Source organism: Ilumatobacteraceae bacterium (genome assembly GCA_033344875.1).
GTDB lineage: Bacteria > Actinomycetota > Acidimicrobiia > Acidimicrobiales > Ilumatobacteraceae > Ilumatobacter.
This window is the reverse complement of the sequence record JAWPMO010000001.1, coordinates 567,437-593,324: the sequence shown is the minus strand read 5'-3', so window position 1 is coordinate 593,324 and position 25,888 is coordinate 567,437. Positions and strand designations below refer to the sequence as shown.

Annotated in this window: 27 protein-coding genes; 7 read left to right on the top strand and 20 right to left on the bottom strand. The window is 69.3% G+C overall.

Annotation, left to right across the window (positions count from 1 at the left end; genetic code table 11):
* Positions 1-8: 8 nt before the first annotated feature.
* From R8G01_02805 to R8G01_02765, 9 genes are all read right to left on the bottom strand, one after another.
* Positions 9-572, bottom strand: a complete 564-nt coding sequence (locus R8G01_02805; protein MDW3212900.1) for a GNAT family N-acetyltransferase — start codon at positions 570-572, stop codon at positions 9-11.
* 6 nt (positions 573-578) lie between these two features.
* The gene (locus R8G01_02800; GenBank protein ID MDW3212899.1) at positions 579-1,592 is read right to left on the bottom strand and encodes a 3-dehydroquinate synthase family protein; all 1,014 of its coding nucleotides are present in this window, start codon (positions 1,590-1,592) and stop codon (positions 579-581) included.
* A gap of 22 nt (positions 1,593-1,614) precedes the next feature.
* Positions 1,615-2,778: a chorismate synthase gene (aroC, locus tag R8G01_02795; GenBank protein ID MDW3212898.1), complete on the bottom strand. Its 1,164-nt coding sequence runs from the start codon at positions 2,776-2,778 to the stop codon at positions 1,615-1,617.
* 60 nt (positions 2,779-2,838) lie between these two features.
* On the bottom strand, positions 2,839-3,651 hold the full coding sequence (gene aroE / locus R8G01_02790; GenBank protein MDW3212897.1) for a shikimate dehydrogenase: 813 nt from the start codon (positions 3,649-3,651) through the stop codon (positions 2,839-2,841).
* Positions 3,651-4,850 (bottom strand): endolytic transglycosylase MltG, encoded by a 1,200-nt coding sequence (gene mltG / locus R8G01_02785; GenBank protein MDW3212896.1) that lies wholly within the window; start codon positions 4,848-4,850, stop codon positions 3,651-3,653. Before mltG ends, aroE begins: the two co-directional genes overlap by 1 nt.
* Before the next feature lie 79 nt (positions 4,851-4,929).
* Positions 4,930-5,367: a Holliday junction resolvase RuvX gene (gene ruvX, locus R8G01_02780; protein MDW3212895.1), complete on the bottom strand. Its 438-nt coding sequence runs from the start codon at positions 5,365-5,367 to the stop codon at positions 4,930-4,932.
* Between the two features lie 95 nt (positions 5,368-5,462).
* On the bottom strand, positions 5,463-8,096 hold the full coding sequence (gene alaS, locus R8G01_02775; protein ID MDW3212894.1) for an alanine--tRNA ligase: 2,634 nt from the start codon (positions 8,094-8,096) through the stop codon (positions 5,463-5,465).
* 64 nt (positions 8,097-8,160) lie between these two features.
* Positions 8,161-10,200, bottom strand: coding sequence for a S9 family peptidase (locus tag R8G01_02770; protein ID MDW3212893.1), 2,040 nt, complete (start codon positions 10,198-10,200; stop codon positions 8,161-8,163).
* A 33-nt stretch (positions 10,201-10,233) separates the two neighbouring features.
* A complete protein-coding gene (locus R8G01_02765) occupies positions 10,234-10,872 on the bottom strand; it encodes a TetR/AcrR family transcriptional regulator (GenBank protein MDW3212892.1) in 639 nt (212 codons plus the stop codon).
* A gap of 112 nt (positions 10,873-10,984) precedes the next feature.
* Between R8G01_02765 and R8G01_02760 the strand changes: the two genes are divergently transcribed.
* Positions 10,985-12,568: an MFS transporter gene (locus tag R8G01_02760; protein ID MDW3212891.1), complete on the top strand. Its 1,584-nt coding sequence runs from the start codon at positions 10,985-10,987 to the stop codon at positions 12,566-12,568.
* Between the two features lie 40 nt (positions 12,569-12,608).
* The gene (locus R8G01_02755) at positions 12,609-13,352 is read left to right on the top strand and encodes a hypothetical protein (protein ID MDW3212890.1); all 744 of its coding nucleotides are present in this window, start codon (positions 12,609-12,611) and stop codon (positions 13,350-13,352) included.
* 4 nt (positions 13,353-13,356) lie between these two features.
* Here R8G01_02755 and R8G01_02750 read toward each other — a convergent pair whose 3' ends face one another.
* The gene (locus tag R8G01_02750; GenBank protein MDW3212889.1) at positions 13,357-13,842 is read right to left on the bottom strand and encodes a DUF3291 domain-containing protein; all 486 of its coding nucleotides are present in this window, start codon (positions 13,840-13,842) and stop codon (positions 13,357-13,359) included.
* A 39-nt stretch (positions 13,843-13,881) separates the two neighbouring features.
* Positions 13,882-14,064, bottom strand: coding sequence for a hypothetical protein (locus R8G01_02745; GenBank protein ID MDW3212888.1), 183 nt, complete (start codon positions 14,062-14,064; stop codon positions 13,882-13,884).
* A 128-nt stretch (positions 14,065-14,192) separates the two neighbouring features.
* On the opposite strand from R8G01_02745, the gene R8G01_02740 reads away from it, so the two are divergent.
* Entirely contained in the window at positions 14,193-14,963 is a 771-nt protein-coding gene (locus tag R8G01_02740) for a ParA family protein (GenBank protein MDW3212887.1), read from the top strand.
* Positions 14,964-14,975: 12 nt separating this feature from the next.
* On the opposite strand, the gene R8G01_02735 is transcribed toward R8G01_02740, so the two are convergent.
* From R8G01_02735 to R8G01_02720, 4 genes are read right to left on the bottom strand one after another with little or no spacing between them, the layout of a single operon-like run.
* Positions 14,976-16,136: an HRDC domain-containing protein gene (locus tag R8G01_02735; GenBank protein ID MDW3212886.1), complete on the bottom strand. Its 1,161-nt coding sequence runs from the start codon at positions 16,134-16,136 to the stop codon at positions 14,976-14,978.
* Complete coding sequence (locus tag R8G01_02730; protein MDW3212885.1) at positions 16,133-16,450, bottom strand: rhodanese-like domain-containing protein; 318 nt, start codon at positions 16,448-16,450, stop codon at positions 16,133-16,135. Before R8G01_02730 ends, R8G01_02735 begins: the two co-directional genes overlap by 4 nt.
* A 13-nt stretch (positions 16,451-16,463) precedes the next feature.
* Positions 16,464-17,030 carry a molybdenum cofactor guanylyltransferase gene (locus R8G01_02725; GenBank protein ID MDW3212884.1) on the bottom strand — a complete coding sequence of 189 codons (567 nt, stop codon included), beginning with the start codon at positions 17,028-17,030 and terminating at the stop codon, positions 16,464-16,466.
* On the bottom strand, positions 17,027-17,488 hold the full coding sequence (locus R8G01_02720; protein ID MDW3212883.1) for a DUF3151 family protein: 462 nt from the start codon (positions 17,486-17,488) through the stop codon (positions 17,027-17,029). Before R8G01_02720 ends, R8G01_02725 begins: the two co-directional genes overlap by 4 nt.
* 66 nt (positions 17,489-17,554) lie before the next feature.
* On the opposite strand from R8G01_02720, the gene R8G01_02715 reads away from it, so the two are divergent.
* On the top strand, positions 17,555-17,845 hold the full coding sequence (locus R8G01_02715; protein MDW3212882.1) for a hypothetical protein: 291 nt from the start codon (positions 17,555-17,557) through the stop codon (positions 17,843-17,845).
* A 62-nt stretch (positions 17,846-17,907) separates the two neighbouring features.
* Complete coding sequence (locus R8G01_02710) at positions 17,908-18,990, top strand: MFS transporter (protein ID MDW3212881.1); 1,083 nt, start codon at positions 17,908-17,910, stop codon at positions 18,988-18,990.
* Here R8G01_02710 and R8G01_02705 read toward each other — a convergent pair.
* Together R8G01_02705 and pyk are read right to left on the bottom strand one after the other, a co-directional pair.
* Complete coding sequence (locus R8G01_02705; protein ID MDW3212880.1) at positions 18,968-19,750, bottom strand: alpha/beta hydrolase; 783 nt, start codon at positions 19,748-19,750, stop codon at positions 18,968-18,970. The two genes, R8G01_02710 and R8G01_02705, sit on opposite strands and share 23 nt — an antisense overlap.
* Positions 19,747-21,180 carry a pyruvate kinase gene (gene pyk, locus R8G01_02700; GenBank protein MDW3212879.1) on the bottom strand — a complete coding sequence of 478 codons (1,434 nt, stop codon included), beginning with the start codon at positions 21,178-21,180 and terminating at the stop codon, positions 19,747-19,749. Before pyk ends, R8G01_02705 begins: the two co-directional genes overlap by 4 nt.
* Before the next feature lie 18 nt (positions 21,181-21,198).
* Between pyk and R8G01_02695 the strand changes: the two genes are divergently transcribed.
* Positions 21,199-21,810, top strand: coding sequence for a histidine phosphatase family protein (locus R8G01_02695; protein ID MDW3212878.1), 612 nt, complete (start codon positions 21,199-21,201; stop codon positions 21,808-21,810).
* A gap of 6 nt (positions 21,811-21,816) precedes the next feature.
* Entirely contained in the window at positions 21,817-23,064 is a 1,248-nt protein-coding gene (locus tag R8G01_02690; GenBank protein ID MDW3212877.1) for a M18 family aminopeptidase, read from the top strand.
* Between the two features lie 25 nt (positions 23,065-23,089).
* Here R8G01_02690 and R8G01_02685 read toward each other — a convergent pair whose 3' ends face one another.
* From R8G01_02685 to R8G01_02675, 3 genes are read right to left on the bottom strand one after another with little or no spacing between them, the layout of a single operon-like run.
* The gene (locus R8G01_02685; GenBank protein MDW3212876.1) at positions 23,090-23,785 is read right to left on the bottom strand and encodes a lysophospholipid acyltransferase family protein; all 696 of its coding nucleotides are present in this window, start codon (positions 23,783-23,785) and stop codon (positions 23,090-23,092) included.
* A complete protein-coding gene (gene cmk, locus R8G01_02680; protein ID MDW3212875.1) occupies positions 23,782-24,429 on the bottom strand; it encodes a (d)CMP kinase in 648 nt (215 codons plus the stop codon). The genes R8G01_02685 and cmk overlap by 4 nt, the downstream gene beginning before the upstream one ends.
* Positions 24,426-25,859, bottom strand: a complete 1,434-nt coding sequence (locus R8G01_02675) for a GuaB1 family IMP dehydrogenase-related protein (protein MDW3212874.1) — start codon at positions 25,857-25,859, stop codon at positions 24,426-24,428. Before R8G01_02675 ends, cmk begins: the two co-directional genes overlap by 4 nt.
* Positions 25,860-25,888 lie beyond the last annotated feature (29 nt).

Here is a 25,888-nt window from a genome sequence, read left to right as displayed (position 1 = left end):
GGCTGTTCTCAACGATCGGTTCGGACCGCGTCGGCAGCCGTGGCTCGGCCGGGCCGCCGGAGCAGGTACAGCACGTGCCGGCGCAGCGGGCTGTCCTCGGGAACGCCGGGATGGTCGAAGTCGCCCGTCGGGTCTCGCTCCATGCCGATCTTGTCCATCACCCGACGGGATCTGGTGTTGCCGACCGCCGTGAACGAGATGATCTCGTCGAATCCGAGATCGTCGAAACCGTGTCGCAGGCACTCCGCCGCTGCCTCCGGAGCGAGGCCACGACCCCAGTATCCGCTGCGGATCCGCCACCCGATCTCGACGCCCTCGCGGAACCAGGGCACCATGAACCCGGTGAAGCCGACGGCCACACCGTCGAACTCGACGCACCACAGGCCGAAGCCGTGTTCGTCGAAGTGGTGGGTGACACGGTTCATGAACGCATCGGACTGCGCTCTCGTCATGACCGGACCGATCGTCGCCATCACCTGCGGATCCGAGTTCATCGCGTGGAAGGCCGCCCGGTCCGACTCGCGCCAGCCGCGCAGCACGAGGCGTTCGGTGACGAGTCGGGTGGCACCCACGAGGTCTCAGACCATGCGGTCGAGCGCGTCGAGCACCGGCTCGTCGGGGACGTCCGACACGACCTCGACCCCGTCGGGACCGTCGAGCACGAACGTCAGCCCGGCGACGGCCTTCTTGTCGCGCCGCATCAGTTCGAGCAGTTGGCGCGGGTCGAGACCCGCCGGGATGTCGGTACCGAGGCCGTACTCCCTCCCCACGACCGCGAAGTGTTCGTCGATCCGCTCCAGTGGGATCCGCCCCATGACCTCGGAGAGATGGGCCGCGAAGATCAACCCGATCGCCACCGCCTCGCCGTGGGCCAGCCGGTGCTCGGTCGCGATCTCCAGCGCGTGGGCGAGGGTGTGGCCGTAATTGAGCAGGGCACGGCGGCCGCCTTCGCGCTCGTCGGACGCCACGACGTCGGACTTGATCTCGACGCATCGTGCCACCCGGTCGGCGAGTTCCATCTTCAGCAGATCGTCCCCGGTCAGGAAGTGGTACTTGGCCATCTCGCCGTAGCCACACCGCAGTTCGCGTGCCGGCAGCGTCTCGAGGGCATCGAGGTCGCACACGACACCCGATGGCTGCCAGAACGCTCCGACCAGGTTCTTGCCCTCCGGCAGGTTGACCCCGGTCTTGCCACCGATCGCCGCGTCGACCATGCCGAGCAGCGTGGTGGCGACGTGCACCACGGGAACACCGCGGTGATAGCTCGCAGCGGCGAAGCCGGCCACATCGGTGACCATCCCGCCGCCCACGCCGATCACGACGTCGTTGCGGGTCAGGCCCATGCGTGCGAACCCTCGGCAGAGCTCGCCGACGGTCTCGAGCGACTTGTGCTGCTCGCCACGACCGATCTCGAACCGCTCGTGGGCGATGCTGGCCTCGATCTCGAGCGGCAGTCCCGGCTGGGTGACGACCGCCGCCCGCTTGGCCGAGGCCGGGATCAGCGTGCCGAGGAACTCGGCGGCTCCGTGCCCCACCAACACGTCGTACGAACGTTCGGCCAACGGCACCGTGATCCGGCGGAGTCCACTCATCTCCCGAGTCTGCCAGTTCGGGTCAGAGAGAACGTCGGAATGCGTCGGCGTTGCGGACGAACTCGTCGACCGAATCGCCGCCGAACTTGCGTTGCGCCTCTTGGGCGAGCATCAGCGCGACCATCGTCTCGGCGACCACACCCATCGCCGGGACCGCGGTGACGTCGGTGCGCTCCTTGAACGACACACCCGATTCCTTGGTCTCGGTGTCGACGGTTTCGAGCGTCGGCCGGTTGAGCGTGGCCAGCGGCTTCATCGCCGCCCGGGCCACGACCAGTTCACCGTTGGTCATGCCACCCTCGAGCCCGCCGGCCAGCGTGCTCAGGCGGGCGTACCGCTCGTGCTCGGAATCCCAGCGGATCGCGTCGTGGGCCTCGCTACCGAGACGTCCGGCGACCTCGAACCCGTCGCCGATCTCGACACCCTTGACCGCCTGGATCGACATCAGGGCCTGCGCGAGCATCGCGTCGAGCTTGCGGTCCCAGTGCACGTGCGAGCCGAGCCCGACCGGGACACCGAACCCGAGCACCTCGACGATGCCGCCGAGCGAGTCGCCCTGCTTGGCCGCCGCTTTGATCGCTGCCACCATGCGCTCGGTGCCGTCGGCGTCGAAGCAGCGAACTTCGGAGGCGTCGACGGCGGCCAGGTCGGCCGGCGTCGGACGGGCAGCATCGGCTGCGACGCGGGCATCGCCCATCTGGATCACGTGCGAGATGATCTCGACGCCGAGGTGCGACAGCAGCTTCTTGGCGAGCGAACCGGCGGCCACGCGAGCGGCGGTCTCGCGGGCCGACGCGCGTTCCAGCACGTCACGGGCATCGGTGAAGCCGTACTTCTGCATCCCCGCCAGGTCGGCGTGGCCGGGACGCACCTGCGTGAGGGGATCCTTGGTCTCGCCCGGTGCCGGCGACATCTCCTCGTGCCACTTGTCGCTGCGGAACCATTCGGAGTTCTTGATCTCGATCACGACCGGCGAACCGAGCGTGCGACCATGGCGAACGCCGCCGATCAGCGTGAGTTCGTCCTGCTCGAACTTCTGACGGGGGCCGCGGCCGTAGCCGAGCCGGCGGCGGGCCATCTCGGACTGGATCTCCTCGACGGTGATCTCCAAACCGGCCGGCAAACCCTCCACCACGGCGACGAGCGCCTGTCCATGGGACTCACCGGCGGTCAGGAAACGAAGCATTCGAGCGAGGCTATCCCGGTGCCCCGTCCGATCGAACGGCGGTTGACCACCGACCCGTGCTCAACGGGAGTTCGACAACGCCCGCTCGGCGGCGGAGCGCATGAGCGTCGGGTCGGGACGGAACCCGGTCCACAGTTCCTCCTGCTCGACCGCCTGGTACACGAGCATGCCGAGTCCGTCGATCGCCCGTGCGCCGACGCTTCTGGCAGCCCGCAGCAGCGCTGTGTCGAGCGGGTGGTAGACGATGTCGGCGACGGCGTGGCCGTCGTGCAACAGCGCCGGATCGATCGGGCAGTCGTCGGTCCCCATCCCCACGGAGGTCGCGTTGACGACGAGCCCGGCGTGGGGAATCGAGTCGACGCCGCCGACCCGGGCCACCGGCGAGAGTTCTGCGGCTTGTTCGGCGGAGCGCCGCGTCCGGTTGACGACGATGATCTCGGCCGCACCGGCGCGGCCGAACGCATCGATGATCGGGCGGGCAGCGCCGCCGGCACCGAGCACCACGATCGACTGGTCCTGTACCTCGACCCCCGAGGCCCCGACCCAGGCGACCAACCCGATTCCGTCGGTGCTCGCGCCATAGGTCGATCCGTCGGGGCGCAGCACCACGGTGTTGACCGAGTTCAGCGCCTGTGCAGCGGGGTCGATCTCGTCGACCGCAGCGGCGACCGCCTCCTTGTGGGGCATCGTGACCGCGTACCCGCCGATGTCGAGGACCGGCATCGCCGCGAGCGCCGCCGGAACCCCGCCCTCGACGATGTCGAACCGGGTGAACCGCCAGTCGAGACCGGTCGCTTCGAACACGGCATTGTGCATCGCCGGTGACAACGAGTGCCGGACCGGCGAGCCGATCACGGCGGCGAGGCGTGTCATCAGTCGAGCAGCCCGAGGTCGGCGGCGCGGTTCACGTTGGCCTGGTGCTGTTCGCCGGTGACGGCGAACGCGTGGCCGCCCTCCTCGTTGATCAGCACGTAGAACAGGTAGATGCAGCCCTGCGTCGGGTCGTCGAGCACCTGGCACACCGGATCGCCGGGCGGCGGATTGGGCGCGGGGTTGAGCGCAGCCCGGATCGACGCCCGGCCGGGATTGGCGATCGGCGTGGGCGGCAGCCCGCCGTTGAGGTACGTGTTGTACGGGCCGGGGATCTGGCGCATCTCGGAGAACTCGGTGACACCGTCGGGGGCGCCGTACCGCACCGCGGCGTCGATCTCGAGGTTCATGTCGATGAACAGACGGTTGTAGATGACCCTGGCGATCTTGGCGCGATCCTCGTCGAGCTTCGCTTCCTTCTCGATCATCGACGCGATGATCAGGATCTCGTACGGGGTACGGCCGAGTTCGGCCGCCCGAGCCTCGAGATCCTCCTGAGCGGCGACCCGCTCCATGATCTTGATCATGCGGTCGACGACCTGGGCCTCGTTGTCCGCGTTCGACACCTGGTACGTGTCGGGGAACAGCAACCCTTCGAGGGTGGTGACGCCCGGCGGCCGGTCGAACGGCACGGGCAGCCCGCCGCCCTCGGCGGTGGCGAGGAACGCCTCGGCGTCGAGCCGTGGCGACGCCTCGTCGAGCCGTTCGGCCATCTGTTCGAGCGTGAACCCCTCGGGGAACGTCACCCGGAAGTAGGTCTGACCAGGCGGCGTGCGCAACCGGGCGAGCACGTCGCCCATGTGCGCCCCGGACGGCAACTGGTAGAAGCCGGGCGTCAGTTCGAGGCCGCCCTTCTGTTCGACGTACCACTTGAACACGGATTCGTCGACGACGAACCCTTCGTCGACGAGTCGAGTGGTCAGCGAGTCGAGGGTGTCGGTCTCGAGCACCGTGAACGCCACCGCATCGCCCGGTTCGGTGTCGGGACGGGTCTGGCCCAGATACCACCAGCCGACGTAGCCGGCCACGATGATCAACATCACGACGAGCGCGAATGCGATCCACACGACCCACTTGACGATGCGGGTCTGCTGCCGCAGTGGTTCGACCAGCGGAACCTCGGCGACCTCGTCCCACTCGTCGAGCGCCCAGTCGGACCGACGGCGGTCGAGGTTCGGCTCCTCCTCCTCGATCAGGCTCACGGCCACCACCGACACCCACGGGCTCGGGCGAACGGAGCGAACCCGGTTCGCTCCGTTCGGTGGCGGAGGGTCGGACGGCTCATGGCTGTGGCCGATCCTCGCGAGCGAGACGGATCGCGCGGGCGTCGAGCCACGACTGCAGCATGATCGCCGCGGCGACCTTGTCGACGACCTGACGGCGCTGCTGGGCGTTCATCCCCGCGTCGAGCATGCTCCGATCGGCCGACACGGTGGTCAGGCGCTCGTCATGCATCTCGACCGGCACGTCGACCAACGTAGCCAGCTGTTTCGCCTCGTAGGTGGCAGTCTTGGCCGCCTTGCTCATCGAGCCGTCCATGTTGAGCGGCAGGCCGTAGACGATCACGTCGGCCTCTTCGTCGCGAGCGAGCCTGGCGATCTCGCCGAGGTCGTGCTGCTTCGACTTGCTGCGCTGGATGACGACCAACGGCGAAGCGATCGAGCCGGACAGATCGCTGACGGCGACACCGATCCGCTTCGAGCCCGGGTCGATGCCCAACGCCCGAATACGATCACGCCGTTCCCCGGCCACGGAGGCCGCAGCCAGCTCGCTCGATGACGCTCCCTCGCTCGCACCGGGCGACGATGTGCTCATCAGCCGCGTGCGGCCTCCTGCGCGATCCGCATCGCCTCGTCGAGGCCGGACGGATCTTTGCCACCCGCGGTCGCGATGTCGCCCTTGCCGCCACCGCCACCGCCGACCGCCCGAGCGGCGGTCTTGATCAGGTCGGCGGCCGGGATCCCTTCGTCGGGCTGTACGGCGGCGACGAGGCTGACTCCGCCGCTCGCGGTCTCTCCCATCAGCACGACACGGCGGATCCCCGCCTGCTGACGCACGGCGATCGCCAGGTCGCGCAGATCACCGGGGTCGACACCGTCGATCCGGGCGACGACCACGCCGTCGGTGGCGTCGCCGGCGATCTCGCTCGCCCGACCGGTCGCCAACTGCGCCCGCATCTGCTTGAGTTCGGCGTGCAGCGCCTTGACCTCGTCGAGCTTGCGCTGCACGCCCTCGACGACGTCGCCGGTCGTGCCGACCAGGTCGCCGATCCGGGAGAGCTGACGCTCGTCGCGCTGGAGCATCGCCACCGACGCAGCCCCCGTGATCGCCTCGATGCGACGCAGGTTGGAGCCGATCGACGACTCGCTCGTGACCTTGACGGTGCCGATGTCGCCGGTGGCCCTGACGTGGGTGCCGCCGCAGAGCTCGATCGACGGACCGGCCTCGAGGACGCGCACGATGTCGCCGTACTTGTCGCCGAAGAAGGCGATGGCGCCCATCGCCTCGGCCTCTTCCTTGGTGGTCTCGAAGATGCGGGCCCGCTCGTTGCGCAGCGTCTCCTCGTTGACCAGACGCTCGATCTCCTCGATCTCGTCGGCGGTCACCGCGTCGTAGTGCGAGAAGTCGAAGCGGAGGCGTTCGTCGTCGACGTGCGAGCCGGCCTGCTTGACGTGGTCGCCCAACACGCGGCGCAGCGCCCAGTGGAGCAGATGGGTACCGGTGTGGTTCCGGCGGATCGCGTTGCGGCGATCGGCGTCGATCGCTGCCGTGGCCTCCTGACCACCGATGATCGTGCCCGCGGTGACCACCGCCGTGTGGCGGCGGAGATTGGGCAGGGCGAACGTGGTGTCGCTCACCCGTGCCGAACCGGTGTCGGTCGTGATCGTGCCGGTGTCGCCGACCTGGCCACCCGACTCGGCGTAGAACGGCGTGCGGTCGAGGAAGATCTCGACCAACTCGTTGCCGTCGTCGTCGTGCCCGGCCGGCAGCACCGCGAGCACGCGGCTCTGCGACTCGTCGTCGGCGTGCCCGACGAACTCGGTGGTGCCGAACTGCTCGACGACCTCGCGGTAGCCCTCGAGCCGCCCGTCGTCGGCCGACGCGTCTTTGCGGGCCGACTTGGCCCGCTCGCGCTGCTCGGTCATCTCGGCCTGGAACCCGGCGAGATCGACCTCGATCTCGCGTTCGCCGGCGATCTCCTGTGTCAGTTCGAGCGGGAAGCCGTAGGTGTCGTGCAGCAGGAACGCGGTCGAGCCGGTGAGGCTCTCGCCCGACTCGAGTTCGTCGTCGAGGATCGACAGTCCGGTCTTGAGCGTGTGGCGGAAGCGCTCCTCCTCACGTGTCAGCACACCGAGCAGGAAGTCGCGGTTCTTCACGACGTCGGGGTAGGCGTTGCCCATGACGTAGATCGCCGTTTCGACGAGCCGCGGCATGACGAGCTGTTCGGTGCCGAGCAGGAACGCGTAGCGCACCGCTCGCCGGATGATGCGCCGCAACACGTAGCCGCGACCCTCGTTGGACGGGAAGACACCGTCGCTGACGAGCATCGTCGACGACCGGGCGTGCTCCGCGAGCACCCGCATCGCAAAGCTGTCGCGGTCGTCGTAGTCGCCGCTGATGCAGTGCTTGCCGGTGACGGACTCGGCGGTCTCGACGAGCGGCGCCATCAGGTCGGTCTCCCAGACCGAGTCGACGCCCTGCAGCAACGCGAGGATGCGCTCGAGGCCGGCACCGGTGTCGACCGACGGCCTGGGCAGCGGCGTGCGACTGCCGTCGGGGGCCTGGTTGTACTGCATGAACACCAGGTTCCAGAACTCCATGAACCGGTCGCCGGCCGGATCGCCGAGCGGACCGCCGTCGGGACCGAACTCGGGGCCGCGATCGATGTGGATCTCGGAGCACGGCCCACAGGGGCCGGTGTCGCCCATCTGCCAGAAGTTGTCCTTGTCGCCGAGCCGCTGGATGCGGCTCATCGGGACGCCGACCTGCTCGTGCCAGATCGCTTCGGCCTCGTCGTCGCTCTCGTGCACCGTGATCCAGAGCCGATCGCCGTCCATACCCCAGCCGCCGCTCTCGCGGCCGGCGGTGGCCAGCTCCCAGCTCCACGGGATGATCTGCTCCTTGAAGTAGTCGCCGAAGCTGAAGTTGCCCATCATCTCGAAGAACACGAGATGTCGCTTCGTGCGGCCGACGTCGTCGAGGTCGTTGTGCTTGCCGCCGGCGCGGGCGCACTTCTGCGAGCTGACGGCACGGGCGTACGGCGGCACCTCGTCGCCGACGAAGTACGGCTTGAACGGCACCATGCCCGCCACGGTGAACATGACGGTCGGGTCGTGCGGGATCAGGCTGGCCGACGGGACCGGGGTGTGGTCCTTGGCAGCGAAAAAATCGATGAACGACTGGCGGAGTCGATCCGCGGTGATATCGCTGGTCAGGCCGCTACTCATAGTCCGGACAGCCTACCGAGGCGACCGCCGCCGCCACGGTGGGGAATCGTCGCCGCCCGGCGTTTCAGTCGGTCGCCGCGGCGACCGGCAGATGCTCCGACCACCATCGCAGGACGTGCTCGAACCGCGCCCGGCGATGTCGCGGCCGGCCGCTCCGGCTCAACTCGTGCCCCTCGCCGGGGAACAGCAACAGCTCGGTGTGGACGCCCTGCATCTTCAGTGCGGTGAACCACCGCTGACCCTGCTCGACCGGCGTGCGCCAGTCGGCCTCGGAATGGATCACCAGCGTCGGGGTGGTGACCCGTGCGACCTGCCCCATCGGACTCTGCGCGACCGCCGCCTCCGGGGAGCCGTGGTACTCCCCCGGGAAGAACCAGCCGATGTCGGACGATCCGACGAACGAGTCGGCGTCGAGGTAGCCACGCTCCACGATCGCGGCGGCGAACCGGTCGGTCCGGGTCGTCAGCAGTGCGGTCATGTAACCGCCGTAGGAGCCGCCCATCACCCCGACCCGATCGGCGTCGAGCGGGAGTTCGTCGCGGCCGAGAGCGTGTTCGAGGAAGGTCAGCACGTCATCGGCGTCGACGGTGCCCATCGCATGCCGGATCGCCCTGCCGTGGTCGAGTCCGTAGCCGGCCGAGCCGCGCGGGTTGCACATCAGCACCGCGTACCCGGCGCCCGCGTACACCTGCGCCTCGTCGAAGAACGACCCGACGAACTGGGCGAACGGCCCACCGTGGATGACCAGCAGGACGGGGTGTGGCCCGTCGCCGTACTCGGTCGGGTCGGGCAGCAGCGCCCAGCCGTGCACCACTCCTCCCTGGGGCGTCGGGGCCTCGACGTCGATCACGGGCACCAGCCCGCCGTCGGCCCGGAGCCGTTCGCTCACGTCGGTGAGCCACCGCAGTTCGCCATCGGTCAGGAGCGCCAGGTCGCCGACGCGTGACTCGTCCGAGGCCGCGACGACGATCGTGTCGTCGGCGCCGGCGGCCAGGCCCGACACGACCACGGATCGGTCGAGCAGGATCTGCGGTCGGTCCGCGGCCGATCCGTCGGCGGCCACCGCCAGCACACGATCCGATCCGCGATGCAGGTCGCGGACGATGACGCGGTCGCCGACGACGACGAGGGCGTCGGTGCCGCCCGCGAGGTCGAACTCGACGTCGCCGGTCAGCGCCCGAACCGCGACCGGGCCGCTCCCGCCGACCACCGTCTCGGTGACGAACAGCTGGGTCGGGCGGCCGACGAAATCGCGTCCGGTCGGACCCATGTCGGTCGCGAGCAGCACGAGTCGACCGTCGGGCAACCACTGTGCCCCGCCCACGGAGAGGTCACCGTCGACCACCATGGTCGGAGCGGGCAGCGCCGCGTCGGACCCGTCGGCACCGTCGACGTCGACCAGGTACACCGACGAGCGCAGGTCGGACTCGCGCGTCGGGTGACGGGCCGAGAGGAATGCGAGCCGGGTCCCGTCCGGGCTCCAGACCGGGTTGGTGTCGTCGACGTCGCCGTCGGTCACCTGGCGGGCCTCGACGGGCAACGTCGGCTCAGAGTCGCCCGGGCCACCGCCGAGGTCGGGCACGTCGAGGACGAACAGATGTTGGCGGCGGTCACGGGTGTAGCCGAGCCCGTCGCTGCGGTACGCGAACTCGCGCACGAGTCGGGGAGGTTCGGCGCCCGGATCCGGCGCCTTGCCGTCGGCGTCCTCGGTCCCGTAGCGGCCCGGTTCGGCGACGCGAGCGCTCCACGCCAGCCGACGCCCGTCGGGGCTCCACGTGGGGGTACCGGCACCGATCGGCTGATCGGTCAGGCACATCGGCTCGCCGCCGTCGATCCGCACGACGTGGATCTGCGGCGCCCCGCCGGCCGAGCTCCGCACGAACGCGACCGTGGTGCCGTCGGGGCTGACCGCCGGCGCCAGATCGCGGTCGCCGTTCGTCAGCCGTCGAGCCGCACCGCCACGGATCGGCACGACCCACAGCCCACCGCGGTACTCGTCGTCGCCGAGATCGGGGCGGGTGACGGGGACGACCGCCATCGCTCCGTCAGGGGTCAGGCTCGGTCGGCCGACGGCGTGGAGCAGGTCGAGGTGTTCGGGGCGCATCCGGACAACGTAGCGACCGGGCAGCCGCCCGGATCAGGCGCGGTACGACGCGAGGAACCGGTCGACCGCATAGTCGGCGACCGCGTCGATCTCGTCGAGTCGGCCCGTGAGGACAGCGAACATGACCGGTCCGATCACGACCGTCGCGACGAGCGATGCGTCGATGTCTCCGGGGAGCACCCCCTCGGCGCCGCCGAGGTCGAGCACCCGCTTCAAGGCACCCATCTTCCGCTCGTGGTCGGTCTCGGCCAATTGCCGGAGTTCGGGCATGTGCTGTTGCAGCGACAGGAGCGCCGGCAGGAGCCTCGCCCACTCGGGCGTCCCCAGGGTGGCCGCCACGTCGCGGACAAGCGAGCGCAGCGCCTCGGCGAAGCCGAGGCCGGGGTCGGGTACCGCGACGTCGGGCACGTTCGACGACATCACGTCGACGAGCAACGCGGTGCGAGAGTCCCAGTGTCGGTACATCGTCGACTTCGCGACACCCGACCGCTCGGACACGGCATCGACCGTCACGGCCCGCGGCCCGGACTCGACCAGGAGTTCGGTGGCGGCAGCGAGCACGAGCCGTCGGCTGCGAACCACCCGCGGGTCGACCGCGCCGCACTCGTCGCCCCGCGGGGCCTCACCGGACGTCTCGCCGTCGTTCGTTCTCGATGATGTGTTCGTTGTCACACTGCCCCCTCTCTGCTCGATTCCGATACTTCGCTACGATACCGTTTCGTTCTACTGTTGCGTCATCCGGCGCTCGTCCACCCATCATCCCATCGATCGCCCGGAGGCATCCGTGACTACACCCCCCGCCCAGCAGCACGAGCTGCACGACACCGACGTCGTCACCACCGACAAGCGTGCCCAACGCAACATCCTGATCGCCATGTGCACGGCCCTGATCGCCGTGATCGCGTCGGTCTCGGGCCTCAACGTCGCCCAGCAAGACCTGGCGATCGACCTCGGCGCCTCGCAGAACGCGATCCTCTGGATCATCAACGCCTACACGATCGCGCTGGCGGCACTCCTGATGCCGATCGGCGCGATCGGCGACCGCTGGGGCCGCAAGCCGGTGCTCCTCGTCGGGCTCGCGCTGTTCGGCCTGGCCAGCATCGGCGCCGGCATCGCGACGACGACCGCGTTCATGATCGGCGCTCGCGTCGTGGCCGGCATGGGAGCCGCCATGGTCATGCCGGTCACCCTGTCGGTGATCACGTCCAGTTTCCCCGAGGAGGACCGTGCCCAGGCGATCGGCATCTGGGCCGGATTCGCCGGCAGCGGCGGCATCATCGGCCTGTTCGTCTCCTCGTTCATGGTCGACGTGGTCACCTGGCGCTGGCTGTTCGCGCTCCCGGTGGTCCTGGTCGCCGTCTCGGCCGTGATGGCGATCCGGTTCGTCCCGAACTCCAGCGAAGACAGCGAGCACCCGTTCGACACGCTCGGATCGGTCCTGTCCGCCGTCGCCATCGGTGGACTGGTGCTCGGCATCCACGAGGGCCCCGAGCGCGGTTGGTCCGACCCGATCGCGGTCGCCGGCATCGTCGCCGGCGTCATCGCGCTGGTGGCGTTCGTCATCTGGGAGCGCCGCCACGCCGACCCGCTGCTCGACATCTCCGTGTTCCGCAACCGTGGTTTGGCTGCCGGCTCGGTGACGCTCGTGATCGTGTTCGCCGTCATGTTCGGCATCTTCCTCGTGCTGTTCCCGTACTTCCAGGCCGTCATCGGCTGGTCGGCGCTGCGCTCGGCGGTCGGCCTCCTGCCGATGGCCGCGATGATGATGCCGATGTCGACGGTCGCCCCGAAGGTGGCGCAACGGATCGGCAGCAACAACACGATGATGCTCGGCGTCGCGATCTTCATGACCGGGCTCGTCACCCTCGCACTCCGGGCATCGGTCGAAGGCGGCTACATGTCGGTGCTGCCCGGCCTCGTGATCATCGGACTCGGCATGGGCCTCACGATGACGCCCTCGACCGCGGCGATCACCGAGACCCTTCCCGCCGAGAAGCAGGGCGTCGCATCGGCGCTCAACGACACCTCCCGCGAGGTCGGCGGTGCCGTCGGGGTCGCCCTGCTCGGGTCGATCCTCAGCTCCGGATACGCCAGCGCGATCGAGCCGGCGCTCGAAGGGCTCCCACCCGAGCTCGTGGAGCCGGCCGGCGAGGGCATCGGCAGCGCGTTCGCCGTCGCCGCCGAGGCCGGCGATCGTGCCCCGGCGATCATCGAAGCGGCCCAGCACGCGTTCGTCGACGGCTGGGTCCAGTCGATGTGGGTGGGCGTCGGCCTGGCCGCCGTAGCCCTCGCGTACCTCGTCGTTCGTGGACCCGTCCGCGAGACCGCGACCGAGCCCGACGAGGTCCGCGAACCTGCTGTCGTCTGAGCGGGCCGGCGGCCACGATTCGCGGGTACCCTGCGGCGCCGTGGCCGACGCCGATTCCGTGCACGAATGGATCTCGTTCGAGGATCCCGCCGAACAGCGGACGTGGATGTTCGATGCGACCTACCTCCGTTCGAACCACAAGTGCATCTTCGGCGAGGGGTGCCAGGGCGTGCTCGACGCCCCCGCCGAGGAGATGTCGCAGGGCTGCTGCAGCTACGGCGCCCACTTCGTCGACGACGACGACGTCCAGACGGTCGTGACGGCGTTCGTCAAGATCGAGCCGAGGCACATGCAGTTCCACGCCAAGGCACTCAAGGGCGGCTTCCTTCGGGCCGGCGACCCCGACCCGGACAGCGACGACGAACCGCCGACCGTGACCCGACTGGTCGACGACGCCTGCATCTTCCTGAATCGTCCGGGGTTCGAGGGCGGCACCGGGTGCGCCCTGCACATCGCAGCGCTCGAGGCCGGCGAACGGCCGCTCGACTGGAAGCCGAACGTCTGCTGGCAGGTGCCGATCCGCCTCGAGCACACCACCGACGACAACGGCCACGTCACGTCGCGCCTCCGCGAGTGGAAGCGACGTGACTGGGGCGAGGGTGGCGACGAGTTCCACTGGTGGTGCACCGAGGCACCCGAGGCATTCGTCGGCGCCGACCCGGTGTACATCACCTCGCGCGACGAGATCATCGAGCTGGTCGGAGCGCCGATCTACGACCTGATGCTCGAACAGTTGGAGCGCCCCGAGTGGGTGCCGCTCCCCCACCCGACGCTGCGCACCTGAGTCGTCACGATCGGTGGGTGTCGCTGTCGGCGACCTCGTCGACCGGCACATCGGGCGCGAACCGATGGCGGAAGGTGAACGCGTGTGCCGTCGGCCCGTGCTCGCGCAGGTGATCGAGCCGCTCGATCGCTTCGGCCGCCGTCGGTCGATGACCTGCCGAAACCCACCACAGGACCTGATGGACCCCGTCGAACCGCTCGAACCACTCGCGGCGCCGGCGCATGAACACGGCGTGCTCGCTGCGGTAGACGTAGTCGGCGAGCGCCTCGATGCTCTCCCACGTCGAGAAGTTCACCAGGATCCCCTCGTCGTCGAAAGGGCGTTCGGCCGTGGCGTTGCCCTCGTCGGTCTGGAACCGCCAGACGAACCCGGGACTCCGGTCGGCGAGCTCGTTGACCGGATCGAGCGCTTCCATGAACTCGGCGACCAGCGGATCGTCGGACGGGGCGCGCAGGCGCCCGATGTTCAGTTGAGCGAGGTGGCGCTTCACGTCGATCGATCACGCCGACGCGTGAGATCAGGATGGGACTCAGTCGTCGGAGTCGTCGTCGTCTTCGAACGTGACGCCGTACTTCTCGGCGAGCGCAGCGTACTCATCGTCGTCTTCGGAGTCGCCGCGCGAACGATCTCCGAAACCGAGGTCAAAGGCCCCTGGGCCTGATTGCTTGAGCTTTCGTGCTTCTTCGAAGCGACGATGACGACCCTTCTTCACGACAGGGCTCCTACTTGCGAGAGAGTTGACAGTGCAGTGCACCCTACCTGGTCATCTCGCCGCTTCGGCAGTCTTGCCCATCAGAACTCGCCGGTGCGCCGGCCCAGCGTCCGTGGCAGCATGCAGACATGCTGAGAACGCTCGCGATCCTCAATCAGAAGGGTGGTGTCGGCAAGACGACCGTCACACTGGGCCTGGCGTCGGCCGCCGCAGCAGCCGGCCGCCGCGTCCTCGTGGTCGATCTCGACCCGCAGGCATCGACCTCCTGGGTGCTCGGGATCGAACCGGACGCCGAGGCTCCCACGGTGGTCGACCTGCTCGCCGACAAGGCCCGCCGGATCGACGACATCATCCGACCCTCCGCCTGGTCGGACCACGTGGACGTCCTCCCCAGCTCGTCCGGGTTGCAGGAACTCGAGGCCGGACCCTCGAAGCGGCTCCGCAAGGCGCTCGCGCGGGTGGAAGACGGATACGAAGCGGTCCTGATCGATTGCCCACCGTCCCTCGGCAGCCTGACCCGGAGCGCACTCACGGCGTCCCGTCACGCGCTGATCGTGGTCGAACCGTCGGCGTTGGGACTCCGCGGCATCGGCGGCGTCGCCGATCTGATCGACGACGTCTGGGACTCGACCAACCCCGACCTCGAACTCGCCGGCGTCGTCCTCAACCGGGTGCCGGCCGTCTCGCGCGAAGCCGAACGCCGGATCGCCGAACTGGCACGGATCGTCAGTCGCCCCGCGATCTGGACGCCCGAGGTCCCGCAGCGCGTCGTGTTCAACCAGGCGGTCGGCGAGCGTCGCTCGATCCATTCGTACGGATCACGGGCCGCCGAGCCGATCGCCGTGTTCGACACGTTGTGGCGCAAGGTCCGCGGCGCCGTTCGTGCCGCCTCGCGTTGACCCGAGCGGACCTCAGGCGTCGGGGACGTCGACGAGGCGCAGGCCCGCGCCGCGGTCGAACGTCAACGCCGCGCGACCGGTGACCAGGCGTTCGATCCCCTCACCGAGGATCTCGTTGCGCCATCCGTGCCGCAGGCGCGCCGACTCGTCGTTGGACAGGAACGCCACCAGATCGGCGCGGGTCGCGAGCATCGAGGTGTCGATCTTCTCCGTCTTGGCCACCTGGCTCACCCACGCCGAGATCAGCGTGACCGCCGGCCGCAGGTCGCGTTCGAGGTCGTCGGTGCCGCCTCGGGCTTCGGGCGGTTCGGCCGCCTTGCCGACCCGGACCGCCTCGAGGATCGCAGCGGCGACCTTGCCCCGACTGAAGCGGTCGTCGACCCCCCTCGCCTGGGACAGTTCCTTGTCGGAGCTGGGCTGGCGCTGCGAGATCCCCAGGATCGCCAGGTCGGGCAGGACCTGACGGACGGGCACGTTGCGCTCCATCGCGGTGCGCTCGCGCCATGCGGCGATGGCCTGGGCGACCGCACGCGGCCGGGGCCGCAGACCCCGCACGTCTTTCAACCGAGCCCAGGCATCGTTGGGGTGCTGGCCACTGACCGGACGGTCGCGGAGTTCCTGACACGCCTGGGTGACCCAGTCGAGCCGCCCGAGCTCCGCGAGCTGCGCCGTGAGCCGGTCTTGCACCTCGAGCAGGTAGGCCACATCGAGCGCGGCGTAGTTGCGTTGTGCCTCGGTGAGCGGCCGCCGGAGCCAGTCGGTGAGGCGATCGCCCTTCGGCGGGTTGACACCGATCTCGCCGTTGAGGAGCGAGACCAGCGACGGCGTGCCGTAGCCGACGAAACCGCCGGCGATCTGGGTGTCGAAGAAGCGTTCGGGCACCGCACCGACGGCGTGGGTCAGCACATCGAGATCCTGCTGTGCGGCGTGGAACACGGCGACGACGTCGGACTCGAACAGCGGCCGCAGTGCCGTGATGTCGAGCGCGAGCGGGTCGATGAGCACCAGGTTGTCGGGCCAGGCGATCTGGACGAGGGCGAGCGCCGGATAGTACGTCCGCTCCCGATGGAACTCGGTGTCGATCGCGTAGCGGGGCTGATCGAGCAGTTCGAGGACGATCGATTCGAGCTCGTCCTGCTGATCGACCCAGCGGTGCGGGTGTGAGACGGTCACGCCGGACCGGACGCCACGTCGCGGCCGGATGCGATCCACGCGAGCGTGCCGCCCGCGACGTTGACGACGTCGACGCCCTGGGCGGCGACGAACTCGCACGCCTGCATGCTCCGTCCGCCGGATCGGCAGATGACGTACGTGGTGCCGTCGCCGCGGAACGCCTCGACGTTCTGCGGAACCGTGCCGAGCGGCACCGGTTGCACGCCGGGCACGCGGGCCTCGTCGAACTCCGCCGGCTCGCGCACGTCGATCACCCGACCGCCCTGCTCGATGATGGTGGCCAACTCGTCGACCGTGATCTCCTGGATCGTCATACGAGATCGGAGGCTACCCGACATCACCCAGGTCAGTGGGGGTGTTGACGTTGCGAACCACCGCCGGATCGACCTCGACCTCGAGCACTCGGAACCGGTCGAGAGCGCCGCGATACGAGGTGACGCCGGCGCCCACGAGTTCGTCGAGCCCGCTGCCGAGCCCGGAGCGCCACCACGAGATCAGGTGACGACGACCCCCGGCCGACACGACGACGACATCGGGCTCACCATCGGACTCCCCGGCCGACACGAGCGCGGCGACCGTCGCCGCATCGAGCTCGATCAGGTCGCACGCGGCCACGACGACGTCTCGGTCGTCGTGGCGGACGAGCGCGTCGCGGATCGCAGCGACCGGGCCGCTGCCCGGGTCGCGATCCGGGAACGCCTCGAGTCCGTACTCGGCCATGGCAGCGAGATCGCCGCCCTGGCACTCGACGGGCTGGCACCCGGCCTCCCACATGACATCGGCGACGCGGACCGCCATCGGCTTGTCTCCGACGGTCAACGTCGCCTTGTCCACCCCCATCCGTGTGCTCGCCCCTCCGGTGAGCACGACTCCGACGGGGCGTCGGCCGGTCATGATCGCCGCATCGCCTCCACATACTCTTCAGGCACACCGGACGGGTCGAGCTGCATCAGGAACTGGGCGCAACGGCCGGCTTCGTCGTCCTCGCCGATCTCGGTGGCCATCAGATGGAGGCCGAGGAGACAGCGCAGGAAACCCTGGTTGCCCGGCGCCGACCAACGCACGTAGCCCGAACCGCGCCATCCGTTGGCCCGCAGTGCATCGAGACCGCGGTGATAGCCGACTCGGTAGGCGGCGTACCGGTCCATCACGTCACGCCCGAGGTCGCCGTGCTCGGCCCAACCGTCGAGCGAACGTGGGTTGGCCGCAACGAACGACGACACCGCCTCGCGGGGATCGTCGGCCTGGCGTGCCTGGCGTGCCTGGCCCAGTTCGTGCCGAAGCGCTGGGTCGGGCTCGGGTAGCACCGTGGTGGGAATTCCACTCGACATCTGGATCGGCTGGTCGGACATTCGACCACCATACGGGCCGTACTCGGCGAACCGCCAGCGACACGCCCGCTCACCTACACTCGCCGCATGCTCGCGCTCACGCTCGGTCAGGCCAAGACGATCGCCGTACTGGTGGTGGTCGCGCTGGTCGGCCTCGCACTCGTCTCGGCGTGGATCATGAAGGAGGTCATGCAGAAGGTGGCGCTCGTCGTCATCCTCGGTCTGCTCGCCCTCCTCGTGTGGACGCAGCGTTCGTCGCTCCAGGAGTGCTCCGAGAAGGTTCGGGCCGCCGGCGTCGATCTGAACGACCCCGATGTCGACACCACGTGCTCGTTCCTCGGCCGTGACATCGAGATCAAACGGACCTCCGACTCGTGACTCCGGCGGCTGCTCAGCGGTCGCGACGAACGCAACTCGGAGTCCTCACCGGCGCCAAGGTCGTGTCGAACACCGCGCTGCGGTGGGTCGGCCCGTTCCTCCCCACCCTCGAACGGGCATTCTCGACGACGACCGGGACCCTCACCGGCATCATGGGCGTGTCCGAACTGGCGGGGCTGAGCACGATCGGGAGCGGGCCGTTGCTCGACCGAGGGCACGAGCGGCGCGTGTTCGTCTTCGGCCTGGCCGCCGTGTCCGTCTCGTCGCTGATCGCCCTGATCGGAACCGTCACGAGCTTCGCCGTGGCATTCGTCATCCTGATACTCGGTGTGTCGAACCTCACCGTCGCCGGCCACACCTGGATCGGGCACCGGGTCGCGTTCTCGGCACGTGGACGCGCGATCGGGGTGTTCGAGACATCGTGGGCGATCGCGCTCCTCGTCGGCGCACCGATCGTGGCCGTCCTCATCGAGCGGTTCGGCTGGCGGGGACCGTTCGTGGCGCTCGCGATCGTGAGCCTCGTCGCGGCGGGAGCCGTCACCGCGTTCGTGTCGCCCGGCACGACGCACCACGCCAGCGGTGTCGAGCCGCCCCGGGCGCCACTCCCCCGGTCGGCCTGGTTCCCAATGCTCGCATCGGCCACGACCGCCGCCGCCGGGCTCGGCACATTCGTCGTCGCCGGGACCTGGCTCGACGACGCATACGGCATTTCGACCGGAGGGCTCGGCGTCGTGGCCGCGGGGTTCGGGGCCGTCGAACTCGCGTCGTCGACCGGGGTCGCGACCGTCGGCGACCGAATCGGCTCCCGACGCTCGGTGCTCATCGGTCTCACCGGACTGCTCGCCGGGCTCGGCGTGATGCTCGGTGCCGGCGACTCGCGTGCCGTGGCGATCGTCGGGTTGCTCGTGTTCCTCACCGGGTTCGAGTTCGGTTTCGTCTCGTCGCTGACGCTCGTCACCGAGGCGGCACCGAAATCGCGCGGACGCGCGATCGGGATCAGCAACGCGTGCGGGACCATCAGCCGCGCCGGCGCCGTGGTGGTCAGCGGGCAGCTCTACGAGGCGTTCGGGATGACGGGCACGGTCACGCTCGCTGCGGTCGCAGCCACCGCCGCCGTGGTGCTCACGCTGTCGTCGTCGGCCTGACCCGCGCTTCGACGAAGGCGTGCACCATCTCGGCGACGTCGTCCGGGTGGGTGTTCGGACCCGGATGCCGGGCACCCGCCAGCATCGCCAGTTCGGCGTCGGCCAGCTCGCTCGCGATCGTCTCGGCGGCACGTCGATGGTACGGCCGACCGTGCTCGCCGTACATCGCCAGCACCGGCACCGAGATCCGCTCGGGCAGCCACGCGGGCCGAGCCCGCAGGTCGAGCAGTTCGCCGACCATCGCCGGACCCTCGGCACGGCGGGATCGCTTCGTCGAGGCCGGCAGACGCTCCCATCGCTCATCACCGATCAAGCGGCGCATGAACCGCTCGGACGCCTCGGCCGGGTCGGAACGCCACGCGACCGCGTCGCCGCCCGCGGACTCGCCCGGCCACCAGTCGCGCCACGACAGCGGCGTCTCGTAGGTGACGACGCCGTCGACGAGGTCGGGGCGATGTTGCGCGAGCGCGAGCGCGACGTTGCCGCCGTAGCTGTGGCCGACGAGCACGCTCGGCCGAACCCGACCGGACTCGGCCGCCAGCAGGGCGGACAGGTCGGCGACCTGCTCGTCGATGCCGAAGGGGCCGTCGCTCGGGAACGACCGCCCGTAGCCCCGGCGGTCGTAGCGGGTGACCCGATACCGGCCGCTGAGCCGTCGGCTCAGCTTGAGCAGTCCGGCGGCACGATCGAGCGAGCCGTGGATGAGCGTGATGTGCGGTGCGTCGTCGGGACCTGCGCTCGCCGACCAGATCTCGGTCAACGAACCGTCACGACCCGCATCACGTTGGCGGCCGTGGTGGCGTCGCGGTCAGGCGACCCGGCGAGGACCAGCGCGTTGTCGCCGGATGCCACGCGCCCGTGCTCGAGCGCCTTGGCCACCGCGGCGGTGACCATGTCGGACGTGCTCTCCGACGCTTCGACCAGGAGCGGACCGACGCCCCACGACAGCGCCAGCGTGTTGACGGTTCGCTGGCTCGGCGAGAGCGCGACGAGCTCCATCTCGGGCCGAAATCGCGCCATCGCCCGGGCGGTTCGGCCACTTCCGGTGCAGCACAGGATCGCCGCGGCGTCGATGTCGACCGCCGCCTCGGACGCGGCGTGCGTGATCGCTGCCGTCACCCGGTCGTGGAGCGAATCCCACTTCTGACGCTGGATCCGTCCGAGGCGGGCCGCCCACGCGCGGTAGCTCGCCTCGGCCTCGGCTCGCTCGGCGACCTTGCCCATCGTCTCGACGACGAGCGACGGGTCGTGTCCGATGGCGGTCTCGCCGGACAGCATCAGTGCGTCGGTGCCGTCGAACACCGCGTTGGCGATGTCGGACACCTCGGCCCGCGTCGGCGACGGCGCAGTGACCATCGACTCCATCACTTGCGTCGCAGTGATGACCGGCAGGCCGTACTCGACACACTGCCGGATGATCGACTTCTGGAGGTGCGGGACGTCTTCGAGCGGACAATCGATCCCGAGATCGCCACGGGCGACCATGATCGCGTCGGACACGTCGAGGATCTCGGCCAGGTTCTCCAGGGATGCACTGGTCTCGATCTTCGAGACCAGGCCGACCGATGTACCGACGACGTCGCGGACCTGCAGCACGTCGGCCGCCTGGCGGACGAACGACACCGCCAGGTACTCGACCCCCGCGGCGGCCATCGTGCGGGCGAGGTCGAGGTCTTCGTCGGTCGGCGTGGTCAGGCTCAGACGCTCGGAAGGCAGGTGGATGCCGGGCCGCCCCTGCGTGCGACCGCCGGTCTCGACGATCGCGGTCACGTGTGATTCGGACGTCGCCTCGATCCGCAGACAGATCGCCCCGTCGCCGACGATGATCCGATCGCCGACGGTGACGTCGGTGAGCAGCGTCTCGTAGTCGACGAAGATCGTCCCGGCGTCGCTGGGGCGGTCGCCCGGCTTGAGATGCAGAAACGCGCCGGCGACGAGTTCGACGCCACCCTCGGGGAACTGCCCCGAGCGCACCTTGGGGCCCGGCAGGTCGGCCAACACACCGATCGGCAGCCCGAGTTCGGCAGCTGCCTCCCGCACGCGAGCGAGCCGTTCGAGGTGTTCGTCGATGTCGCCGTGGCTCAGATTGAGACGGACGACGTTCATACCCGCCCGCATCAAGTCACGCAGCGCCTCCGGGGAGTCGCTCGCTGGTCCGATGGTTGCCACGATCTTCGTGCGCCGGGTCATACCTGCTATCTACCAGGTGTGGAACTCATCCTGGTGCGACACGCACTCCCGGAGCGAAAAGAGTTGTCGACCGGCGCCGCCGACCCGGACCTCACCGACGCCGGACACCGGCAGGCCGAACTGCTCGCCGAGTACTTGGGCGACGAGCCGATCACGTTCGTGTACACCAGCCCGTTGCGCCGCGCCGTCCAGACCGCGGCTCCGTTGGCTCGCCGCCTCGGCCTCGCGGCGGTCGTCGTCGACGACATCGCCGAGTTCGATCGTCACGCCTCGTCGTACATCCCGATCGAGGAACTCAAGGCGTCGGGCGATCCCCGGTTCCACGACCTGAGCAGCGACATCTGGGCCGGCGACGACCCCGACGAGCGGGTCGGTGCCGCCATCGACCGGCTGATCGATACTCACCCCGGCGAAACGATCGTCGTGGTGTGCCACGGGGGCGTGATCAACACGGTGCTCGCTACCGTGCTGGGCATCGATCACGCCGGACCGGGCTTCTTCTACCCCAACTACACCTCGATCCATCGCGTCGCTGCATCCCGCTCGGGGATCAGGTCGATCGTCACCATCAACGAAACCTCACACCTCCGCAACACGGGACTGCCGATGGGCCTGTTCCAGAAGGGCTGACCAGCCATGCTCGACGACCTGCGCTCGTTCCTCGACGACTCCCCGTCGCCGTTCCATGCGGCCTGGTCGGCCGCCGATCGCCTGCTCGCGGCCGGCTTCGACGAGATTGCCGACGGTGCCGACTGGTCGTACCTCCCCGCCGACGGCTTCGTGCAACGCGACGGCGGCGTCGTCGCGTGGCGCACACCCGACGGTGCGGCGCCCGATGCGCCGTTCCGCCTGGCCGGAGCGCACACCGATTCACCATGCCTGCGGGTCAAGCCGCGCCCCGATCAGTCACACGTCGGCTGGAAGCAGCTGAACGTCGAGGTCTACGGCGGCATCCTCAACAACTCGTGGCTCGACCGCGACCTGGGCGTGGCCGGACGGCTGACGATGACCGACGGAAGCCATGTGCTCGTCAACGTCGCCGAGCCGATCGCCCGGGTGCCCCAGCTGGCGGTCCACCTCGACCGCGGCGTCAACACCGAAGGACTCACACTCGACCCGCAGCAGCATCTCCGGCCCGTCTGGGGCGTCGGGCTGACCCAGCCCGGTGAGTTCGCACACTGGATCGCCGAGCGCGCCGGTACCGACCTGCCGGCGTTCTGGGAGTTGTGCCTCTACGACGTCCAGCCGGCGGCGGTGATCGGCGCCGACCGGTCGCTGCTCGCGAGCGGTCGACTCGACAACCTGCTGTCGTGCTGGGCAGCGGTCGACGCGCTCGTGTCGGCGACCCCGTCGGACGCCGTCGGGATGATCGTCCTCAACGACCATGAAGAGGTCGGTTCCTCGTCGACGACCGGTGCCGGCGGCCCCTTGCTCCAGCGAGTGCTCGAGCGGCACGTCGCGGCCCGCGGCGGCGACCGCGACGCACTCCTGCGCTCGCTCGCCGCGTCGAGCTGCATCTCGGCCGACAACGCCCACGCGATCCATCCCAACTACACCGACCGGCACGACCCCGAGCACCACCCCGTCGTCAACGCCGGGCCGGCGATCAAGATCAACAGCAATCAGCGCTACGCGACGTCGTCGGCGACCGCGGCGTCGTTCCGTCGAGCATGCGAAGCAGCCGATGTCCCGTTCCAGCTGTTCGTGTCACGCAACAACATGCCGTGCGGGTCGACGATCGGCCCGATCACGGCGACGCGCCTGGGTATCGACACCGTGGACGTCGGCGTACCGCAACTGTCGATGCATTCGGCACGCGAGCTGTGCGGCACCGCCGACCCGGTGTCGCTCGCCGGCGCACTGCGCGCCTCGTTCGAACTCTGACCGGAGGGGGTCCGACCCCCTCCGGTCAGTCGAGCGGGTAGTCCCAGGGCACCTTGGTCATCGCCTCGTCGAAGAGACGCTGCAACTCGTCGTGGAGCCGCGCCGAGTGCTCCTTGTAGACGGTGCGCGACAGGCGTCCGCCCTCGGGCGCGACCGGGGCCGGGATCGGCGGACCGACCTCGACGTGCACCTTGCGCGGGTGCATGAACTTCGCCTTCTTCGGCATGACACGTTCGGAACCGCCGATCCCGACCGGGACGATCGGTACACCGGCCTTGATCGCGATGTAGACCGCTCCGTCGAACAGGGGTTGCACCGTCGGGCCCTGCTTGCGCTCACCCTCGGGGAACAGCACCAGTGGGTCACCGGCCTCCAACACCTCGATCGCCCGGCGGAGCGCCTCCCGGTCGGCCGTGCCGCGGGTGACCGGGAAAGCGCCGAACGCCGACAGCAGCCAACCGAACTGCCGGTTCTTCCACATGCTGTCCTTCCCCATGAACCGGAGCCGGCGACGGGTGACGCACCCGGCGATCGGTGTGTCGGGATACGACCGGTGCACCGGTGCCAGCACGAACGCCCCCGTCTTGGGGATGTGTTCGCGACCGTTGATGGTCATGCGGGTGTAGATCCGCATGAAGGGGATCACGATCGATCGCCCGAGCTGGTACGCCACTCGGCTCCCGAGCCCGTTGCCGGCCAGGAACGTGTCGGGGGCGCTCACGGCAGCATCTCGAGGATGTGGGCGACGACCTCGTCGATCGTCATACCGGTGGTGTCGACGATCACGGCGTCGGCGGCCTCGGTCAACGGGCTGTCCGCCCGTGAGGAGTCGACCCGGTCGCGTTTGATGATCGAGGCCTCGACGTCGTCGACGTCGCCGCCCAGCTCGCGCACCCGACGCTCGGCACGGACCCGTGGCGACGCGGTGATGTAGAGCTTGAGGTCGGCGTCGGGGAACACGACCGTGCCGATGTCGCGGCCTTCGACCACACCACCACCGTGTTCGGCGACCCAGCTGCGTTGGCGGTCGACGAGCACCCGTCGGACCACCGGGTTCGACGAGATCTGCGACACCGCCTCGGTGACCTCGCGCCCGCGGATCGCCGTGGTGGCATCGACGCCGTCGACGACCACGACGCCGTCCTCGATCGTCATCACGACATCCGGCGCCATCGCGGCGACCTCGTCGAGGTCACCTTCGACGACGCCGCGCCGGAGCGCCGCGAACGTCATGGCGCGGTACATCGCACCGGTGTCGAGGTAGCGAAGCTCGAGTCGGTCGGCCAGCGCTCGCCCGACCGTGCTCTTCCCGGCGCCCGCCGGACCGTCGATCGCGATCACGATGCGTCGTTCCCCCTCGCTCACCACGACGTCCCCTGCGGGCGGCCCTCGTCGTAGCCGGCGTGGCTCTGCACCCCGACGACCGCCCGGTCGTGGAACTCGGAGATGGTGGCGGCCCCGGCGTAGGTGCACGCGGACCGGACACCGGCCACGATCTGATCGATGATGTCCTCGACGCCGGGGCGTTCGGGATCGAGGTACATCCGCGATGTGCTGATGCCTTCCTCGAACAGCTCCTTGCGGGCCCGCTCGATGTCGCTCTCGGTCTTCGTACGGTTCTTGACCGCCCGATTCGACGCCATGCCGAAACTCTCCTTGTAGAGGCGGCCGTCGGTGTCGCGCAGCCCGTCCGCGGCCGCCTCGTGCGTCCCGGCGAGCCACGACCCGATCATCACGTTGGCCGAACCACCGGCGAGCGCCAGCGCGACGTCACGCGGGAAGCGGACACCGCCGTCGGCCCAGATGTGCTTGCCGAGCCGGTCGGCCTCCTGCGAGCACTCGACCACGGCGGAGAACTGCGGGCGACCGACGCCGGTCATCATGCGGGTGGTGCACATCGCACCGGGCCCGACACCCACCTTGACGACGTCGGCGCCGGCCTCGATCAACTGGCGGGTGCCCTCGGTCGTGACGACGTTGCCGGCGACCAGTTTGCTGTCGGGGCAGGCGGCACGCACCGACTCGACGACCTCGAGCATCTTCGACTGGTGGCCGTGGGCGGTGTCGAGCACGAGCACGTCGACCCCCATCTCGGCGAGGCGCGTCGCGCGTTCGACCGGGGATGCGTTGATCCCGATAGCGACCGAGGTCAGGAGCCGGCCATCACGGTCGAGGGCCGGTTGGTAGATCGTGCTCCGGAGTGCACCGGTGCTCGTCAGCAGGCCGAGCAGTCGTCCGTCGTCGTCGACCACCGGGGCGAGCGACCGACGTTCGCCGTGGAGTTGGTCGAACGCCTGCTGAGGTGTGATCGTCGCCGGCAACGTGTCGAGTTCAGCGGTCATCACGTGCTGGAGCTGTGTGAACCGGTCGAACCCGACCGCGTCGGTCTCGGTGAACACGCCGATCGGGCGGTCTTCCGAGACCACGATCACGGCGCCATGCGCACGCTTGTGAATGAGGCTCAGTGCCTCGCCGACCGTGTCGGTCGGTGCCAGGGTGATCGGCGTCTCGAACACCGGATGGCGCTCCTTCACCCACCCGATCACCGACTCGATCACCTCGATCGGGATGTCCTGCGGCAGGACGGCCACGCCGCCACGTCGGGCGACCACCTCGGCCATCCGGCGACCGGCGACGGCCGTCATGTTCGCCACGACGAGCGGGATCGTCGTGCCGATCCCGTCGGGTGTGGTCAGATCCACGCCGAAGCGTGAGCCGACCGACGACAGGCTCGGCACCATGAACACGTCGTTGTACGTGAGGTCGTGCGCGGGCTGGGGGTGCAACATCTTCATGGGGTCATCTCCTCGGAGCCGCACCAGGC